Source organism: Amycolatopsis camponoti, assembly GCF_902497555.1.
In the GTDB taxonomy this organism is placed as follows: domain Bacteria; phylum Actinomycetota; class Actinomycetes; order Mycobacteriales; family Pseudonocardiaceae; genus Amycolatopsis; species Amycolatopsis camponoti.
Genome location: NZ_CABVGP010000001.1, coordinates 2,162,695 through 2,178,511 on the forward strand (window position 1 = coordinate 2,162,695; position 15,817 = coordinate 2,178,511).

A 15,817-nucleotide genomic window follows, 5' to 3' on the forward strand; every position below is an offset into this window, starting at 1 on the left:
AGGCTCTGCGACCATGCCCGCGCACCTCACCGACCGCCGACCCGAGCTGTCCGCCGACGAGCTGATCGGGGCGCTGGTGCCGCCGCCGCGCTTCGGCGCCGTCCGGTTCGAGACCTACATCCCGACCCCGGACGAGCCGAGCCAGGCCGCCGCGGTCGAGGCGTGCTCGGCGTTCGCCGCCAAGGTCGGCGCGCGCAAGGAGAAGAAGCGGTTCAGGCTCTTCGGCGGCGCTGGAGGGTCTTCGGAGCCGGCCGGGCCGATGGGCCTCTACCTCGACGGCGGCTTCGGCGTCGGCAAGACCCACCTGCTCGCCTCGACGTGGCACGCGGCACCGTCGCCCAAGGCGTACGGCACGTTCGTCGAGCTGACCCACCTGGTCGGCGCGCTGGGCTTCGCCGAGGCCGTCCGGCGGCTTTCGGAGCACCGGATCCTCGCCATCGACGAGTTCGAGCTGGACGACCCGGGCGACACCACGCTGGTCACGCGGCTGCTGCAGGAGCTGATGGACGCCGGCGTGTACATCGCGGCGACGTCGAACACGCTGCCGGAGAAGCTCGGCGAGGGCCGGTTCGCCGCCGAGGACTTCCTGCGCGAGATCCAGACGCTCTCGGCCCGGTTCGGCGTAGCTCGCGTCGACGGACCGGACTACCGCCACCGCGGCCTGCCGGACGCGCCGCCGCCGGTCTCGCCCGAGGCGCTCGAGGAGTCCGTCGCCGCGCACGAAGGGTCCACTGTGGACGACTTCGACGCGCTGTGCGAGCACCTGGGTTCGCTGCACCCCTCCCGCTACGGGCGGCTCCTGGACGGCGTCACCCGCGTGCACCTGCGGGACATCCACCCGGCGCCGGACCAGAACGTCGCGCTGCGGCTGGTCGCGTTCGCCGACCGGCTCTACGACCGGGCCATCCCGGTCGTCGTCTCCGGCGAGCCGCTGCCGGCGCTGTTCACCGAGGAGATGATCGACGGCGGGTACCGCAAGAAGTACCTGCGCGCGGTCAGCCGGTTGACGGCGCTGGCACGCGACGCGGCACCGACCACGTAGGTCAGGGGATCCCGAACTTGCGCAGGTGTTCGGCCACCCAGTGCTGACCGAACTCGGCCAGCCTCCCGGGCGACCACCGGCCGGTGATGGTGAGCCCCTCGCGCAGTCGCATGTGCTTGCCGATCGATCCGTGGCCGACGTCGACCCGGGTGGTTCGCTCGGGCCAGCGGAACACGTATTCGGCGAACATGTAGTAGAGCACGTGCGTTCCGTGTTCGTCCGTGAGGACGGGGCCCTCGCTCCGGTACGGTGCCCGGTAAACGGTGACTTGGCGCCCGTCGGCGTAGGCGAACGTCTCCGCCTTCAGGCCGGGCGGGAGATGGGGCAAGCCGGCCATTATTCGACGATCGTGACCGTGCCGGAGTTGTTGCATTTCCGGCATCCCTTGCCGCCGCACTCGCCGCAGACGACCGTGATGTCGTGCGTGGCCACACCGATCGGAGTGCGGTTGCCGGATGTCGTGAGTACGGGCGTCATCGCAGATTCCTCCATGTCCAAGGTTGATTTCTGCTCGGGCCCCGCCCTGGTTGCCGCCAGGTCGGATGCTTCGTTTAGTGCTATTTCAGTGTGAGACTGAAATAGTGGAGGCGTGGCTGACTACGGGCTTGCGCTTTGCTTTGATCAGATGAGGCTTCGGTAGTCCTCTGCGATGCGCTCCAGAACGGCCTGCGCTTCGTCGCCGAAGGAGGCGATTGCTTCGAACCGGCCGAACCATGATTCGTACTCGGACACGTCCCGATTGTTCGTCATGATCGCGGTCGCATTGATGGTGCCGACGATCACCGCCCGGGTGTCATAGAGATGAAAGGCGTGGGCGCCGGGCATGCCGGTTTGAGTGGTCCAGGGGATGACGCCGAAGTGCACGTTGTGCCGATGGCGAAGCTCGCTCAGCAGGGTGAGCTGATCGAGCATGACTTCGGCGCCGCCAACGTTCCATCGCAGCGCGCCTTCGGACATGATCAGCCGGAACTCGCGACCGGAGTCGAGTGCGGCCTGGCGGTTAAGGCGTGCCCTTACGGTGCGCTCCAGGCTCTCGCCCTGCAGGGCGTCGCCCAGCAATGCGCGGATGTACGGCTCGGTCTGGAGGAGTCCGATCATCGTGTCCGACGAGAAGCTCCTGACCAGCTCCGAAGCGGCCTCGATCCGGCCGATGCGTTCCTGCATCTGCCAGCCGCCGCGCTGGAGCACAACGCGGGCGGAATGGCTTGTTTCGCGGAGATCCTTGATCAGTTCGACCAGCTGCCGTCGAACGTCGTCCGGTGCCTGGTAGACGCGGCAGAGCTTGTCCACCTGTGGTGGGGTGGGCATGAACGCCCCGGTCTCCACCCGGCTGATCTTGGCGGGCGAGAGTCCCGAGAGTTTGGCCGCCTCTCTTCCGGACAGGTTCGCCTGCAGCCGCAGATCACGAAGCTGTTCCGAGAGCGGGTTTGTCGGCGGCTTCATCGTGCCCTTTCGCCTGGCGGGCGATCAAGTGACGAGGGGGTCCCGCCAGTACTCGCGGTGGTCGGTCCAGTAGTCGACGAACGGTACCGCCGCCTGCCAGGCTGCGTCTCGGGTGTCCCGGTACCGCTGAATCTCGCCGGGCTCACCGATCGTGCTGCCGAGAAACCTGCCCTCGGGGTCGTAGTGCATCTTCGCGACATGAGCGTCGTCGATGAGCCAGAAGTCCTCATTGATGATCGCTGCTGGTTTGGGCCGCTCGGCTGTGTCCAGTACCCGGATGTCTTCGCCTGCTCGCGCGTTGTAGGTATAACCCCACTCGCACTCGTACCGCAGATAGTCCCCCAAGGGACCGTGCCAGACGTGCACGCGGTGCTGGTAAAGGCCGCGGTCGCGTTCAGTGCGCAGCGTGTCGAGCCACGGTTGTTTGCGGGACATCGTGGGACCGGGCAGCCCGGCTACGTAACGCCGGTAGTCCTCTCCGTCGGAGTCGACGAGGTATTGCGGGAGTGTCTCCAGGCGAAACAGGGTTCGGGTGTAATGCTCGTCGATGTAACTTCCGAGTCCCTCCTCATCGAGCATCGGTCAAGGCCTCCAATGTCGGCAAGACGTTCTGTGCGAGTTCCACGACGTCCTCGTCGGCCGGCAGTCGGATGGCGGCCAGGGCTTCGGAGTCGGTGACCTTCGAGCCGCGGATCACCGCAGTGCCACGGTCGGTCAGGTAGAGATCGCGATGGCTGCAGGTGGCGATCTCCGGGATCAGTGTCAGTGGGATTTCCACAACTGCTTGGCCGGGTTGTCGAGGGAGATCGGTGCTCGACCGCCCCTGCACAATGTGCGTTCCGCGATCAGTCGCGAAGAGGTGGGGGCACGAAAACCGGTCCGGGCAGGGGTCGCCCCTCAAAAGAAAGACCTTCATGCGGCTGATCACCTCTCGGCAGGGGCCCGACCGGGCGCGCGTGAGCAACTTGTTTCAGTCTTGCAGTGAAATATCGAGTCGGCAACTCACCGGAAGGGTGACGCCTGCCTGTTTGGCGATCGCGCCGTGCAGGGTCGCGCGGTCAGCCGGTTGACCGCGCTGGCACGCGACGCGGCACCGACCACGTGAGCAGCACGACGGCGACCGCGAACAGCGTCCCGCCGACGACGTCGGTCAGGTAGTGGTAGCCCATGCCGACCAGCCCGGCCGCGGCGACGAGCAGCGCCAGCGCGCTCAGCACGACGACGTACGCCTTGCGCGTGACGAGGACGAGCACGGTCAGCACCGCGACCAGGCTCACCGTGTGGCCGCTCGGGTAGACCAGGGTGTCGTTCTTCCACCGGTCGTACAGCGGCTTGAGCAGGAAGGCGTTCAGCAGGACCGCCAGCAGCGGCGCGCCGAGCGCGAGCGCGGCGTCGGTCCGCCGCCCCGCGCGCAGGCACAGGACGACGGCGAGCACGCCGAGGGCGATCACGACGGCGGGCTCGGTCGGCAGGACCAGCGCCCGCAGCACGCCGGGGCTCAGGTGCGCGGTCCAGCCGGCGACCGTCGCGTCCACGGCCCCGGGCGTGCTCCCGCCGGCGAACGGGAGCCCCAGCAGCACCGCGAGCAGGCCGCAGACCGCGGCCGGCACCCACATTGTCCTCACTCGCGAGAGGGTAGCTGTGACTCCGTGATGCACCCGTCTGCCACGATGCGGGGATGCACATCACGGTGGCGGGGGCCGGGATCATCGGCCTGAGCTGCGCGTACCGGCTGGCCGGTGCGGGACACGACGTCACGGTCGTCGCGGCGGCCCCGCCGGGGGAGACGACGTCTGCGGTCGCGGGCGGGGTGCTGTACCCGCCGGTGCGCCTGCCGGACAAGCGGATCGTGCGCTGGACGGCCGAGACCCTGGCGGTGCTGCGCGAGCAGGAGGCGCCGGGCGTGCGCTTCCGCCGCGGCCACGTCCTGCTGGCGCCGGGGGAGCCCGCGCCGCAGTGGCTGCCGGCGATGATCGACCCGGTCCGCGACGGCGGCCACCTGGTGTTCACGACGGCGCTGGTCGACACGCCGGTGTACCTGGAGTGGCTCCTCGCGCAGGTGGTTTCGCTGGGCGTGCGCGTCGAGCACCGGACGTTGGCTTCGCTGTCGGGCCTGGGCCCGGTGGTCAACGCGACAGGTTCGGGCGCCGGGGTCTTGGCGGGCGACGGCTCGCTGGTCCCGATCGGCGGCCAGGTCGTGCACCTGGCCGACCCGGGCCTGACGGAGTTCGTGGTCGACGAGACGGGCCCGGGCGCCACGTACGTGATCCCCCACGGCGGCCACGTGGTCTGCGGCGGCACGGAAGAGCCCGGCCGCGCCGGCACGGAGCCGAACCCGGTCGTGACGGCGGACATCGTGCGCCGCTGCCGCGAGCTGGTCCCGGCGTTGGCGGGGGCGGAGGTCCTGCGGTCGCTGGTGGGCCTGCGCCCGTTCCGGCCGGTGGTGCGGCTGGAGCGGAAGGGCGACGTCGTCCACTGCTACGGCCACGGCGGCTCGGGGATCACGCTGGCGTGGGGCTGCGCGGCGGACGTCGCGGCTCTGGTGGCGTCCTAGGTCGCCGAGAAGGCGGCGTGGTCGGCCTCGGTCAGGTCGGCGTACCGCACGGCGTACGCGCCCATCGCCTCGTCCAATTCGGAGTCTTCGGCGAAGTAGCCCGCCAGGAGCTTCGGGTGCAGCGAGCGCGTGTGGGCGCGGGCGAGCAGCGCACCGGCCAGGCGGCCGTAGTCGTCGAGGTGGTCCTTCTCCAGCTCCGACGGGTCGATGTCGCCCTTGAGGTTGCGGAACTGGCGGACGATGTACGGGACGCCGTCGATCGTGGTCCAGCCGAGCAGGACGTCGGTCTCGGCCTGCGCCAGCCGCGCGCCGTCGACGATCCGCTGTCCTTCGTGCTCCGCTGCCGGCAGGTCGAGGTACGGCGCGAGCGCGGGCTTCTGCGCCTGCTTCACCTGCAATACCAGGTCTTCGTCGTCGTTGCCGTGCAGCAGGGCGACGTAGCTGCGCAAGCCCACGCTGCCCGTGCCGACGACGCGGAAGGCGACGTCGGCGATCCGGTACCGCGCGATCAGCGTCCGCCGCGACTCGCGCAGGGTGTCCACATAGGACACCAGCCCGGCGGCGACGGCTTCGGCGGTCCGCTCGTCGACGTGCGTGAGCACCGGCGGGTCCTCGACGAACCGGTGGCGCGCCAGGCCGGTCTCGTGGTCGTCGACGCGCTCGGTCCACTTCGCGGCGACCTTCGCGCTGTCGTTCTTGCGGGCCTTCTCGGCGGCGTCGGCGAAGTCGTCGATCAGCTCGTCCGCGCGGGCCTTGGACAGCACCGAGGAGTCCGGCAGGGCGTTCCAGCTGCGCAGGAACGGCAGGTCGGCGAGCGCGCGGATGGTGCGGCGGTAGGACTTCACGGCGTCTTCGGCGGCCTCGCGGCAGCCGGACTCGCCGATGCCGCCCTCGCGGCCGGCGAGCACGAGGCCGGCCGCGAGCCGCTTGAGGTCCCATTCCCAGGGGCCCGGGACGGTCTCGTCGAAGTCGTTGATGTCCATCACGATCTTGCCTTCGGGGGTGCCGTAGAGCCCGAAGTTGGCGGCGTGGGCGTCGCCGCAGAGCTGAGCGGTGAGCCCGGAGTCCGGTGTGCCCGCGAGGTCGGCGCCCATCAGCCCGGCGGCGCCGCGGAAGAAGGTGAACGGCGAGGCCAGCATGCGCTCGCGGCGGAGTTCGACCAGTTCGGGGAGGCGTCCGGCGTTGCTGGCGTCGAAGTACTGCTTCGCGCTCGGCCGGTCCTTCGCGGCGGCTTCGTGGTCGTGCGCGCTCGCGGGCGTCTTCTCGCGGAGCCGCTTCCCTTGCTCGTAGAGTTCGGCCGGCGTCACGCTTTCGGTGCCGACGAGCGGCCGCTCCACCCATTCCCCTGATCCCATACCGGGCACAACGTCCGAAGGGGACGTTCTGCTCCCGGCGTCCTCCGGCCGGGTGTGCTCCGGATGCCGCCGGGCACCAGTGCGCTCGGCCGGGGGCAGGGATGCGCCGCCGGGCCGGGGTTGCGCAAGCCGCGCCGGAAGTGTCTGCGTGGGCCGGGGTTGCGCTCGGGGCTGTTGCGGGGAGGCGGCGGAGCCGCCGGGATTGGTGCGCCGCCAGCCACGGCCGGGTCACCCGGTCGTGTCGTGCTCCGGACGCGGTGGCCGCCGGTGTGCTTGGCCGTGGGAAGACCGGGGCCGAAGTCGCGCGAGCCGCGCCGCGATACCTGCCCGGGTGGGGCGCTCCGGACTGCTGCTGGGTCACGCGAGCCGCGTCCGGGATACCTGGGGCCGGGGGTCCGCGCCTGCGGGAGGCGCCGCCGGGCCGGCGCCGGGCACGGCGCGCCGTAGTGTGCTCCGGATGCCGCCGGGGCGGGAGGCTCACCCGGCGGCATCCGGTGGTTCAGGGGCGGATGACCTCGGCGATCGCGTCGATGCCGCGGTCCAGCTCCTCGCGGGTGATCACCAGCGGCGGCGCGACCCGCAGCGTGCGCTCGTGCGTCTCCTTGCACAGCACGCCCCGCGTCGCCAGCGCCTCCGATGCCTCGCGGCCCGACGGCCCGCCCGGGGCGATGTCGATGCCCGCCCAGAGGCCGCGGCCGCGGACTTCGGACAGTCCCGACCCGATCAGCGAACCCAGGCGCGTCTGCAGGTGGGCGCCCAGCTCCGTGGAGCGCTGCTGGAACTCGCCGGTGGCCAGCAGGCGGACGACCGCGCGCCCGACCGCGCAGGCCAGGGGGTTGCCGCCGAACGTCGAGCCGTGCTCGCCCGGCTTCAGCACGCCCAGCACGTCGCGGCGGCCGACCACCGCGGACACCGGCATGATGCCGCCGCCGAGGGCCTTGCCCAGCGTGTACACGTCCGCGCGGACGCCTTCGTGGTCGAGTGCCAGCACCGTGCCGGTGCGGGCCAGCCCGGACTGGATCTCGTCGGCGATCAGCAGCACGCCGTGCTCGTCGCAGGCCGCGCGGACGTCGGCGAAGTAGCCCTCCGGCGGCACGATGACGCCGGCCTCGCCCTGCACCGGCTCCAGCAGCACCGCGGCGGTGCGCGGGGTGATCGCGTCGCGCAGCGCGGCCGCGTCGCCGTACTTCACCGTGACGAAGCCTGGCGTGAACGGGCCGAAGTCGGCGCGCGCGGTCTCGTCGGTCGAGAACGACACGATCGTGGTGGTCCGGCCGTGGAAGTTCGAGCCGGCGACGATGATTTCGGCCGTGCCGTCCGGCACGCCCTTGACCCGGTGCGCCCACTTGCGGGCGATCTTGACGGCCGACTCGACGGCCTCGGCGCCGGAGTTCATCGGCAGCACCAGCTCGGTGCCGGTCAGCTCGGCCAGCTCGCGGCAGAACAGGCCGAGCTGGTCGTGGTGGAACGCCCGCGACGTCAGCGTGACGCGGCCGAGCTGCTCGACCGCGGCGGCGATCAGGTCGGGGTGGCGGTGGCCGAAGTTCAGGGCCGAGTAGCCGGAGAGGAAGTCGAGGTAGGACCGGCCTTCGACGTCGGTGACGGAAGCGCCGGCGGCTTCGGCGATCACGACGGGCAGCGGGTGGTAGTTGTGCGTGCTCCACCGCTCGTCGAGCTCGATGAAGCTCGCGGCGGTGGGGGCGGCGGTCTCCCGGCCGGCGAACGTCGTCATGTGTTCAGGTTAGAGGCAGAACACGCAGAGTTCAGCCGGGAATCATTGCTTTCACCCGTTGTTCGTTGCGCAATCCGCCCGTCACACCCACGAAACACTGCGTGCCGGTTGACGAGCACGTCGGTAAGTCGTAACTTACCGTTCGTGGCGACTTACGGAAGCGACCAGCTGGCCGCGCTGGCCGACCCGTCGCGGCGCGCGATCGTCGAAGCGCTCCGCGCCGGGCCCCGCGCGGTCGGCGAGCTGGCCGCGGACCTGCCGATCAGCCGCCCGGCCGTCTCCCAGCACCTCAAGGTGCTCAAGGAAGCCGGCCTGGTCGCGGACCGGGCCGAGGGCACGAAGCGGCTCTACCGCCTCGAGCCCGACGGCATCGCCGCGGTGCGCGCCTACCTCGACCGGATGTGGTCGGACGCGCTGCGCTCGTTCGCCGAGTACGCCGAATCCACCGAATCCCCCGAAGAGGAGCAGTCATGACCCTGGAGCCGATCCGCAAGACGATCACCGTCGCCTGCTCGCGCGAGCACGCGTTCAAGACCTACACCGAGGCCTTCGACAGCTGGTGGCCGCGCGAGCACCACCTGGGCGAAGCCGACCTCGCCGAGGCCGTCATCGAGCCGAAGCCGGGCGGACGCTGGTACGAGAAGACCGTGGACGGCGCCGAGTGCCAGTGGGGCGAGGTGCTCGTCTGGGAGCCACCCGCCCGGGTGGTCCTGTCGTGGCGGATCGACGGCGACTGGAAGGTGGACCCTGATCCCGCGCACGCCAGCGAGATCGACGTCCGGTTCATCGAGGAAGGACCCCGCAGCACGCGCGTCGAGCTGGAGCACCGGAACTTCGAGCGGCACGGGGAAACCGCGGAGAAGGTCCGCGACGGCGTCTCCAGCGACGGCGGACACGGCGGGCTGCTGAAATTGTTCGCCGAGAAAGCCGCCGCTTGAGCGGGTAGCTTCGCGGGATGGCGAAGAAGGACGAAGGAAGCCGGGTCCGGGACGCGCTGCGCGTCGGCGCGGAGCTGCCGGACCCGGGCTCCACCCCGGTGGGGCCCGGCAAGAAGGCCAAGGCGCTCGCCAAGTTCGAAGGCGCCGGCGAGCTGCTGTCCGGGCTGCAGGAGGCGCTCTACGCCGAGGGCGTCGGCGGCGGACGGCGCAGCGTCCTGCTCGTGCTGCAGGGCATGGACACCTCGGGCAAGGGCGGCACGGTCTCGCACGTGCTCGGCCTGGTGAACCCGATGGGCGTGCACTACGCCGCGTTCAAGAAGCCCACCGCGGCCGAGCGGCGCCACCACTACCTGTGGCGGATCCGCAAGCAGCTGCCCACGCCCGGCCAGATCGGCGTCTTCGACCGCTCGCACTACGAGGACATCCTGGTCCCGCGCGTGACCGGGCTGCTGACCGCGGCCGAGCGCCGCCGCCGCTACGGCGAGATCAACGCCTTCGAGCAGGAGCTGACGGATACGGGCACGACCGTCGTCAAGGTCTTCCTGCACATCTCGCCGGAGGAGCAGCTCAGGCGGCTGAAGGCCCGGCTGGAGACGCCCGAGAAGCGCTGGAAGTACAACCCGGGCGACCTCGAAGCCCGCTCGCACTGGCCGGCCTACCAGGAGGCCTACGCCGACATCTTCAAGAAGACGTCGACCGCCCACGCCCCCTGGTACGTCGTGCCCGCCGACCACAAGTGGTACCGGAACTGGGCGGTCGCCGAACTGTTGAGCGAGACCCTCACGGAGCTGAAGCCGGAGTTCCCGGAGCCGGACTACGACGTCGCCGAAGAGCTGGCGAAGCTGAAGGGTGTTGGCGTCCCGTCGTGACCGTCTGAAAGAGTGCGGACGTGACCGATGTCGACGACCTCCCGTTCCTCCGCAAGCAGGCCCGGACCCAGCGCTTCACCCTCGGCGCGCCCAAGGAGTTCCGGGTCGCCCCGGACGCCTCGCGCGTGCTGTTCCTGCGCGCGGAGTCGGGCACCGACCCCCGGCACAGCCTCTGGTCGGCCGATCTCGCGACCGGCGCCGAGACGAAGCTCGTCGACGCCGTCGAGCTGCTGCCCGGTGAAGAGCAGCTGCCGGCCGAGGAGCGGGCGCGCCGCGAACGCGCCCGCGAGGCCGGCGGCGGCGTCGTCCACTACAGCGTCGACGCCGGCTTCACCGTCGCCGCGTTCTCGCTCTCGGGCAAGCTCTACACCCTCGACCTCGCTTCCGGTGAGGTGACGCTGCGCGTCGACGGCTCGGTCATCGACCCGCGCCCGAACCCGGCCGGCACGCACGTCGCGTACGTGCAGGACCAGCGGCTGCACGTCCTGGAGCTGGCCACCGGCGACGACCACGTGCTCGTCGAGGAGGACGGCGAGGACATCGCGTGGGGCCTCGCCGAGTTCATCGCCGCCGAGGAGATGGACCGCACCCGCGGCTACTGGTGGGCCCCGGACGGCCGCAGCATCCTGGCCGAGCGGTCCGACCGCGGCCCGGTGCCGCGCTGGACCATCGCCGACCCGGCCAACCCGCAGAACCCCGCGAACGTCGTCGCCTACCCGGCCGCGGGCACCACGAACGCGCTCGTGTCCCTGGCCGTGCTCGGCCTGGACGGGTCCCGCGTGGACGTCGCCCCGGGCGAGTGGGAGTACCTGGCCTCGGTGCACTGGTCGGCGGGCGGCGCGCCGCTGCTGGCCGTCGAGCCGCGCGACCAGAAGCGGATGGACGTCCTCGCCCTCGACGTCACCGACGGCTCGACGTCGGTCGTGCACACCGCGTCCGACCAGCACTGGATCGACATCGTCGGCGGCGTCCCGGCGTGGACGCCCGACGGCCGCCTCGTCACCGAGGGCATGGTCGACGGCGACCACCGGCTCTGCGTCGGCGGCGAGGCCGTAACCCCGGCCGGGCTTCAGCTGCGGGCCGTGCTCGACGTCGGCGACGAGATCCTCTTCAGCGCTTCCGAGGACGACCCGACGCAGATCCACGTGTTCCGCACGGAAGGCGCGTCGATCCGTCGCCTGTCCACTGTGGACGGCGTGCACGTCGGGTCCGGCTCCGCCGCGGTCACCGTGGTGTCGTCGTGGAGCCTCGACCACAGCGGGCCGCGCGTCTCGGTGCTGCGGGACGGCGCGCCGGTGGCGTCGATCGAGTCGTCCACTGTGGACCCGGACATCGTGCCGAACCTGACCTGGCTGACGCTGGGGGAGCGCGGCCTGCGCGCGGCGCTGCTCCTGCCGCGCGGCTACGAGCCGAGCGAAGGCAAGCTGCCGGTGCTGCTCGACCCGTACGGCGGCCCGCACGCCCAGCGCGTCCTGCAGAGCCGCAACGCGTTCCTGACGTCGCAGTGGCTGGCCGACCAGGGCTTCGCGGTGCTCGTCGCGGACGGCCGGGGCACGCCCGGCCGCGGCGCGGTGTGGGAGCGCGAGATCCACGGCCGGCTCGCCGACGTCACCCTGCAGGACCAGGTGGACGCGTTGCAGGCGGCGGCAGCGTCTCATCCCGAACTGGATCTGGAGCGCGTCGCGATCCGCGGCTGGTCCTACGGCGGGTACCTGTCGGCGCTGGCCGTGCTGCGCCGGCCGGACGTCTTCCACGCGGCGGTCGCGGGTGCGCCGGTCACCGACTGGTCGCTGTACGACACGCACTACACCGAGCGGTACCTGGGCAAGCCGCAGGACGAGGTCGAGAGCTACGCGCACAACTCGCTGATCGAGAGCGCGGCGGAGCTGAGCCGGGCGCTGCTGATCGTGCACGGGCTGGCCGACGACAACGTGTTCGTCGCGCACTCGCTGAGGCTCTCGTCGGCGCTGCTGGCGAAGGGGCGGTCACACGTCTTCCTGCCGCTGGCGGGGGCCACCCACATGACACCGCAGGCCGAAGAGGTCGCGGAGAACCTGATGCGCACGCAGGTGGACTGGCTGCTGCGCGAGCTTTCCGCCGTGGACAAGGAGAACGCATGAGTCGCTGGGGCCTCACGATCCCGCTGACCGGGGTGCCGCTGACGGCGCACCGCGAGCTGGTCGAGCAGCTGCCGGACCTGGGCTACACCGACGCGTGGACGGCGGAGACGGCGGGCACCGACGCGTTCACGCCGTTGGTCCTGGCTTCGCAGTGGGCGCCCCAGCTGCGGCTGGGCACGGCGATCGTCCCGGTGTACACGCGCGGGCCGGGCCTGCTGGCGATGCAGGCGGCGACGGTCGCGGAGCTGGCGCCGGGCCGGTTCGTCCTCGGCATCGGCGCGTCGTCGCCGGTGATCGTCACGAACTGGAACGCCGCTCCCTTCGAAGAGCCGTTCGCGCGGTCGCGGGACACCTTGCGGTTCCTGCGTTCCGCGCTGGCGGGGGAGAAGGTCAGCGAGAAGTACGAAACGTTCGCCGTCTCGAAGTTCCGGCTGGAGCGCCCGGCCGACCCGCCGCCGTCGATCATGCTGGCGGCCCTGCGCCCGGGCATGCTGAAGCTGGCGGCTCGCGAAGCGGACGGCGCGATCACGAACTGGCTGGCGGCTTCGGACGTGCCGAAGGTGCGCTCGGTGATCGGTCCGGACGTCGAGCTGGCGGCCCGGATCTTCGTGTGCCCGACCGAAGACGCGGAAGCGGCGCGTGGCTTGGGCCGCATGCTGATCTCGAGTTACCTGACGGTCCCGGTGTACGCGGCGTTCCACGAGTGGCTGGGTCGCGGTTCGCAGTTGGCGCCCATGCACGAAGCGTGGGCCGCCGGTGACCGGCAGAAGGCGAACCAGGTGATCCCGGACTCGGTCGTCGACGAGCTGGTGATCCACGGGAGTGTCGAGTCGTGTCGCGAGCAGGTCCAGTCCTATGTGGACAACGGGCTGACGACGCCGATCATCGCGCTGCTGCCGACGGGCGGGGATCCGTTCGAGCAGGTTCGCGGCCTCGCGCCGCGCTGAGGGGTCGTGAGTGAGAAACAGGGTTAGAACACTGTTTCTCACTCACGACCAGAGTGCGGTAGCTAGCAGCAGGCCGAGCGTGCCGGAAGTCAGGCCCGCGACCACCGTCGCCACCACGTTCAGCACCGCGTACAGCCGCGTCTTCTCCAGGAACAGGCGCACGGTCTCGTAGCCGAACGTCGAGAACGTCGTCAGCCCGCCGCAAAAACCCACCGCGACCAGCGCGCGCACCGACGACGGCTCCGCGCCGTGCAGGAGCCAGCCGCTCAGGAAGCCCAGGATGAACGAGCCCACGACGTTCACCGTCAGCGTCCCGAACGGGAACGGCGAGTCCCGCCACGACTGCACCCGCCGGTCGGTCAGGTAGCGCAGGATCGAGCCCGCCGCCCCGCCGAGGGCCACCAGGACCAGGGTCACCCGGTCCGCCCCACGTGGCGGACCACCTCGACCTGGTCGAGCGTCACCAGGCCCTCGCCGATCAGCTCGTCCAGCTGCGGCAGGAACGCCCGCAGCTTCTCCTCCGCGTCGATGATCACGATCACCATCGGCAGGTCCTCCGACAGCGACAGGATCCGCGTGGTGTGGATGAGCGACGACGCGCCGTAGCCCTCGACACCGCGAAGCACCGAGGCGCCGGCCAGCCCGGCGTCGCGGGCCCGGCGGACGATCTCGTGGTAGAGCGGCTTGTGGTGCCAGTGGTCGTCTTCGCCGACGTAGATCGTGAGGCGGGTGGCCGGTCCTTCCATCAGCGTCCCTTCCGGATCGCGCGGGTCGCCGTCAGGCCGGCGGTCACCGCGGCCAGGCAGAGCACCAGCGACGCCAGCACGTAGGCGAACGAAGCCAGTATCCGCCCGGTCGTCGCCGCGTCGAGGGTGTCGGTCACGAACGTGGAGAACGTCGTGAAGCCGCCGAGGATCCCGACGCCGAGGAACGGCCGGAGCAGGTGGTGCGGGCGCGCGGTGGTCGTCAGGAAGGCCATCAGGACACCGATGAGCAGGCAGCCGAGCGCGTTGGTGAGCAGCGTCGCGACGGCGAACTCCCCGCGAGCGTGCGGAACCGCCACCGACAGGCCGTACCGGGCGAGGCTGCCCAGCGCGCCGCCGGCGCCGATCGCGAGCAGGACGTCCCACCGGGTCGCGGGCACGCTGATCACCTCCCGCGCCGAACCTACCCCGGCGGTGATCCGCGCACCGGGCCCGGCGTGACGACGATCCGGGTTCGGCCGCTCGGGCCGGTCGTCGGCGCACCCCGGACGGCGCCCGGTGCCGCCGCGCAGTTCGAGCCATCGAAAGCCGTGAGGGCCACCTCGCGAGACTCGGTCCCGCAGGGTGGCCCTCACGTACCACGAGCCGGACCCTCCACCCCGGCCGCCGCGCCGCGCGTTACGCCGGGCGGATGTTCTGGTTGACGTGGAACACGTTGTCCGGGTCGTACCGCCGCTTGACCGCCGCCAGCCGGTCGTAGTTGGCGCCGTACGAAGCCCGGACCCGGTCCTGGCCCTCCTCCATCATGAAGTTGACGTACGCCCCGCCGGCCGAGGTCGGGTGCAGTTCCTCCCAGTAGTCGCGCGTCCACCGGGAAATGTCCTCGGCGCGCGAAGGGGACGGATCCACCCCCACGATCACGCCCGACCAGCCGCCGGAGCGGTGCGGGAACGCCGTCGCGTCCGGAGCCACCCGGCTCGCCGCTCCGTCGATCGGGTACAGGTGCATCGACGAGTGCATCGACGGCAGCCGGGAGCCGTACTTGACGTGGATGTCGATCGCCGCGTCGGAGATCTCGTGGAACACGTCCGCGCGCCAGTACCACTGCAGCCCGGCCGGGTACAGCGCGTCGAACGCCCCCTGCAACGCCGTGTACGGCATCTCCTGCAGGCCGACCAGCAACGGCGAACCGAACGAGCGCACCGGCGCCAGCACCTCGTCGGCCTTGTCGTGCGCTCCCGTGTAGCACCAGACGATGCCGCACGCCTTGCGTCCCCACAGCTCCTCCGGGAACGGCGGCGCCGGCGGGATCGTCAGCAGGCCGAACCAGCCGTTCAGCTCTTCGGGCAGGGACGGCAGCAGCTCGCGGTACCAGCGCAGCACGTCCGGGGTGTCGCCCAGGTCGTACAGCACCGGCCCGCCGATCACGACGCCGCGCTCGCCGATCTCGTGGCAGCGGAAGGTGAACGACGTGACGACGCCGAAGTTGCCGCCCCCGCCGCGCAGGGCCCAGAACAGGTCGCTGTGCGAAGACTCCGAAGCGTGCACGAACGACCCGTCCGCGAGGACGACGTCCGCGCCGAGCAGGTTGTCGATCGTCAGGCCGAACCGCCGGGCCAGGTAGCCGATGCCGCCGCCGAGCGTCAGGCCCGCGACGCCGGTGGACCCGACGATGCCCGACGGCGTCGCCATCCCGAACGCGACCGTGGCGTGGTCGACGTCGCCCCAGGTGCACCCGGCGTCGGCGCGGACGGTGTGGTTCACCGGGTCGACGGTGGTGCTGCGCAGCCCGGACAGGTCGATGACCAGCGCGTCGTCGGCGACGCCGAGGCCGCCGGCGTTGTGGCCGCCGCCGCGCACGGCGAGCTCCAGGCCGTGTGCGCGCCCGTAGCGGACGCAGGCGACGACGTCGGCGGTGTCGCGGCAGTAGGCGATCGCCGCGGGCCGCTTGTCGATCATGGCGTTGTAGACGGCGCGGGCTTCGTCGTAGCCCGGGTCGGCCGGCGTCACGAGGTCGCCGCGCAGCGCGGTGGCCAGTTCCTCATGCGGCAAAGCGGTGGTGGTCATGGTGCCCCTCTCGGATTTCCCGGTACCCGAGCAGAACGTAGGCACG

The 15,817-nt window shown here is 71.1% G+C and carries 19 protein-coding genes; 7 read left to right on the forward strand and 12 right to left on the reverse strand.

Annotated features, from left to right (window positions below):
• Positions 1-13: 13 nt before the first annotated feature.
• Positions 14-1,042: a cell division protein ZapE gene (zapE, locus tag AA23TX_RS10395; RefSeq protein WP_155542342.1), complete on the forward strand. Its 1,029-nt coding sequence runs from the start codon at positions 14-16 to the stop codon at positions 1,040-1,042.
• Position 1,043: 1 nt separating this feature from the next.
• On the opposite strand, the gene AA23TX_RS50035 is transcribed toward zapE, so the two are convergent.
• The 6 genes from AA23TX_RS50035 to AA23TX_RS10425 all read right to left on the reverse strand — a co-directional run bounded on the left by AA23TX_RS50035 (position 1,044) and on the right by AA23TX_RS10425 (position 4,095).
• Complete coding sequence (locus tag AA23TX_RS50035) at positions 1,044-1,379, reverse strand: hypothetical protein (protein WP_230862410.1); 336 nt, start codon at positions 1,377-1,379, stop codon at positions 1,044-1,046.
• Positions 1,379-1,519: a hypothetical protein gene (locus tag AA23TX_RS10405; protein WP_155542343.1), complete on the reverse strand. Its 141-nt coding sequence runs from the start codon at positions 1,517-1,519 to the stop codon at positions 1,379-1,381. Before AA23TX_RS10405 ends, AA23TX_RS50035 begins: the two co-directional genes overlap by 1 nt.
• Positions 1,520-1,663: 144 nt before the next feature.
• Positions 1,664-2,485, reverse strand: a complete 822-nt coding sequence (locus AA23TX_RS10410; RefSeq protein WP_155542344.1) for a helix-turn-helix domain-containing protein — start codon at positions 2,483-2,485, stop codon at positions 1,664-1,666.
• A 24-nt stretch (positions 2,486-2,509) separates the two neighbouring features.
• Entirely contained in the window at positions 2,510-3,064 is a 555-nt protein-coding gene (locus tag AA23TX_RS10415; protein ID WP_155542345.1) for a DUF6879 family protein, read from the reverse strand.
• On the reverse strand, positions 3,054-3,263 hold the full coding sequence (locus AA23TX_RS10420) for a hypothetical protein (protein WP_230862411.1): 210 nt from the start codon (positions 3,261-3,263) through the stop codon (positions 3,054-3,056). Before AA23TX_RS10420 ends, AA23TX_RS10415 begins: the two co-directional genes overlap by 11 nt.
• Positions 3,264-3,543: 280 nt before the next feature.
• Positions 3,544-4,095, reverse strand: a complete 552-nt coding sequence (locus AA23TX_RS10425; protein ID WP_155544364.1) for a phosphatase PAP2 family protein — start codon at positions 4,093-4,095, stop codon at positions 3,544-3,546.
• A 68-nt stretch (positions 4,096-4,163) separates the two neighbouring features.
• Here AA23TX_RS10425 and AA23TX_RS10430 point away from each other — a divergent pair, with 68 nt between their 5' ends.
• Positions 4,164-5,039, forward strand: coding sequence for an FAD-dependent oxidoreductase (locus tag AA23TX_RS10430; RefSeq protein WP_155542346.1), 876 nt, complete (start codon positions 4,164-4,166; stop codon positions 5,037-5,039).
• Here the strand turns inward: AA23TX_RS10430 and AA23TX_RS10435 are convergent.
• Together AA23TX_RS10435 and rocD are read right to left on the reverse strand one after the other, a co-directional pair.
• Positions 5,036-6,394 (reverse strand): DUF2252 domain-containing protein, encoded by a 1,359-nt coding sequence (locus AA23TX_RS10435; RefSeq protein ID WP_155542347.1) that lies wholly within the window; start codon positions 6,392-6,394, stop codon positions 5,036-5,038. The genes AA23TX_RS10430 and AA23TX_RS10435 overlap by 4 nt on opposite strands.
• A gap of 499 nt (positions 6,395-6,893) precedes the next feature.
• Positions 6,894-8,126 carry an ornithine--oxo-acid transaminase gene (rocD, locus tag AA23TX_RS10440; RefSeq protein ID WP_155542348.1) on the reverse strand — a complete coding sequence of 411 codons (1,233 nt, stop codon included), beginning with the start codon at positions 8,124-8,126 and terminating at the stop codon, positions 6,894-6,896.
• 144 nt (positions 8,127-8,270) lie between these two features.
• Between rocD and AA23TX_RS10445 the strand changes: the two genes are divergently transcribed.
• The 5 genes from AA23TX_RS10445 to AA23TX_RS10465 are packed head-to-tail and all read left to right on the forward strand — an operon-like array spanning position 8,271 to position 13,000.
• The gene (locus tag AA23TX_RS10445) at positions 8,271-8,600 is read left to right on the forward strand and encodes an ArsR/SmtB family transcription factor (protein WP_155542349.1); all 330 of its coding nucleotides are present in this window, start codon (positions 8,271-8,273) and stop codon (positions 8,598-8,600) included.
• Complete coding sequence (locus AA23TX_RS10450; protein ID WP_155542350.1) at positions 8,597-9,064, forward strand: SRPBCC family protein; 468 nt, start codon at positions 8,597-8,599, stop codon at positions 9,062-9,064. Before AA23TX_RS10445 ends, AA23TX_RS10450 begins: the two co-directional genes overlap by 4 nt.
• Positions 9,065-9,081: 17 nt before the next feature.
• On the forward strand, positions 9,082-9,933 hold the full coding sequence (locus tag AA23TX_RS10455) for a PPK2 family polyphosphate kinase (RefSeq protein ID WP_155542351.1): 852 nt from the start codon (positions 9,082-9,084) through the stop codon (positions 9,931-9,933).
• Positions 9,934-9,953: 20 nt separating this feature from the next.
• Positions 9,954-12,053, forward strand: coding sequence for a S9 family peptidase (locus AA23TX_RS10460; RefSeq protein WP_155542352.1), 2,100 nt, complete (start codon positions 9,954-9,956; stop codon positions 12,051-12,053).
• The gene (locus AA23TX_RS10465; protein WP_155542353.1) at positions 12,050-13,000 is read left to right on the forward strand and encodes an LLM class F420-dependent oxidoreductase; all 951 of its coding nucleotides are present in this window, start codon (positions 12,050-12,052) and stop codon (positions 12,998-13,000) included. Before AA23TX_RS10460 ends, AA23TX_RS10465 begins: the two co-directional genes overlap by 4 nt.
• Before the next feature lie 42 nt (positions 13,001-13,042).
• Here the strand turns inward: AA23TX_RS10465 and crcB are convergent, their stop codons facing one another.
• The 4 genes from crcB to AA23TX_RS10485 form a co-directional block, all read right to left on the reverse strand.
• Positions 13,043-13,417: a fluoride efflux transporter CrcB gene (gene crcB / locus AA23TX_RS10470; protein ID WP_155542354.1), complete on the reverse strand. Its 375-nt coding sequence runs from the start codon at positions 13,415-13,417 to the stop codon at positions 13,043-13,045.
• Positions 13,414-13,746, reverse strand: coding sequence for a DUF190 domain-containing protein (locus tag AA23TX_RS10475; protein ID WP_155542355.1), 333 nt, complete (start codon positions 13,744-13,746; stop codon positions 13,414-13,416). The genes crcB and AA23TX_RS10475 overlap by 4 nt, the downstream gene beginning before the upstream one ends.
• Positions 13,746-14,153 (reverse strand): fluoride efflux transporter FluC, encoded by a 408-nt coding sequence (locus AA23TX_RS10480; RefSeq protein ID WP_155542356.1) that lies wholly within the window; start codon positions 14,151-14,153, stop codon positions 13,746-13,748. Before AA23TX_RS10480 ends, AA23TX_RS10475 begins: the two co-directional genes overlap by 1 nt.
• 229 nt (positions 14,154-14,382) lie before the next feature.
• On the reverse strand, positions 14,383-15,771 hold the full coding sequence (locus AA23TX_RS10485; protein ID WP_155542357.1) for an FAD-binding oxidoreductase: 1,389 nt from the start codon (positions 15,769-15,771) through the stop codon (positions 14,383-14,385).
• Between the last annotated feature and the right edge of the window lie 46 nt (positions 15,772-15,817).

Excerpts from the sequence above, each read along its gene's own strand:
- zapE (WP_155542342.1), top strand. The coding sequence starts at position 14 with ATGCCCGCGCACCTCACCGACCGCCGACCCGAGCTGTCCGCCGACGAG.
- AA23TX_RS10485 (WP_155542357.1), bottom strand. The coding sequence starts at position 15,771 with ATGACCACCACCGCTTTGCCGCATGAGGAACTGGCCACCGCGCTGCGC.
- AA23TX_RS10405 (WP_155542343.1), bottom strand. The coding sequence starts at position 1,519 with ATGACGCCCGTACTCACGACATCCGGCAACCGCACTCCGATCGGTGTG.
- AA23TX_RS10450 (WP_155542350.1), top strand. The coding sequence starts at position 8,597 with ATGACCCTGGAGCCGATCCGCAAGACGATCACCGTCGCCTGCTCGCGC.
- AA23TX_RS10435 (WP_155542347.1), bottom strand. The coding sequence starts at position 6,394 with ATGGGATCAGGGGAATGGGTGGAGCGGCCGCTCGTCGGCACCGAAAGC.
- AA23TX_RS10465 (WP_155542353.1), top strand. The coding sequence starts at position 12,050 with ATGAGTCGCTGGGGCCTCACGATCCCGCTGACCGGGGTGCCGCTGACG.
- AA23TX_RS10410 (WP_155542344.1), bottom strand. The coding sequence starts at position 2,485 with ATGAAGCCGCCGACAAACCCGCTCTCGGAACAGCTTCGTGATCTGCGG.
- AA23TX_RS10475 (WP_155542355.1), bottom strand. The coding sequence starts at position 13,746 with ATGGAAGGACCGGCCACCCGCCTCACGATCTACGTCGGCGAAGACGAC.
- AA23TX_RS50035 (WP_230862410.1), bottom strand. The coding sequence starts at position 1,379 with ATGGCCGGCTTGCCCCATCTCCCGCCCGGCCTGAAGGCGGAGACGTTC.
- rocD (WP_155542348.1), bottom strand. The coding sequence starts at position 8,126 with ATGACGACGTTCGCCGGCCGGGAGACCGCCGCCCCCACCGCCGCGAGC.
- AA23TX_RS10415 (WP_155542345.1), bottom strand. The coding sequence starts at position 3,064 with ATGCTCGATGAGGAGGGACTCGGAAGTTACATCGACGAGCATTACACC.
- AA23TX_RS10430 (WP_155542346.1), top strand. The coding sequence starts at position 4,164 with ATGCACATCACGGTGGCGGGGGCCGGGATCATCGGCCTGAGCTGCGCG.
- AA23TX_RS10455 (WP_155542351.1), top strand. The coding sequence starts at position 9,082 with ATGGCGAAGAAGGACGAAGGAAGCCGGGTCCGGGACGCGCTGCGCGTC.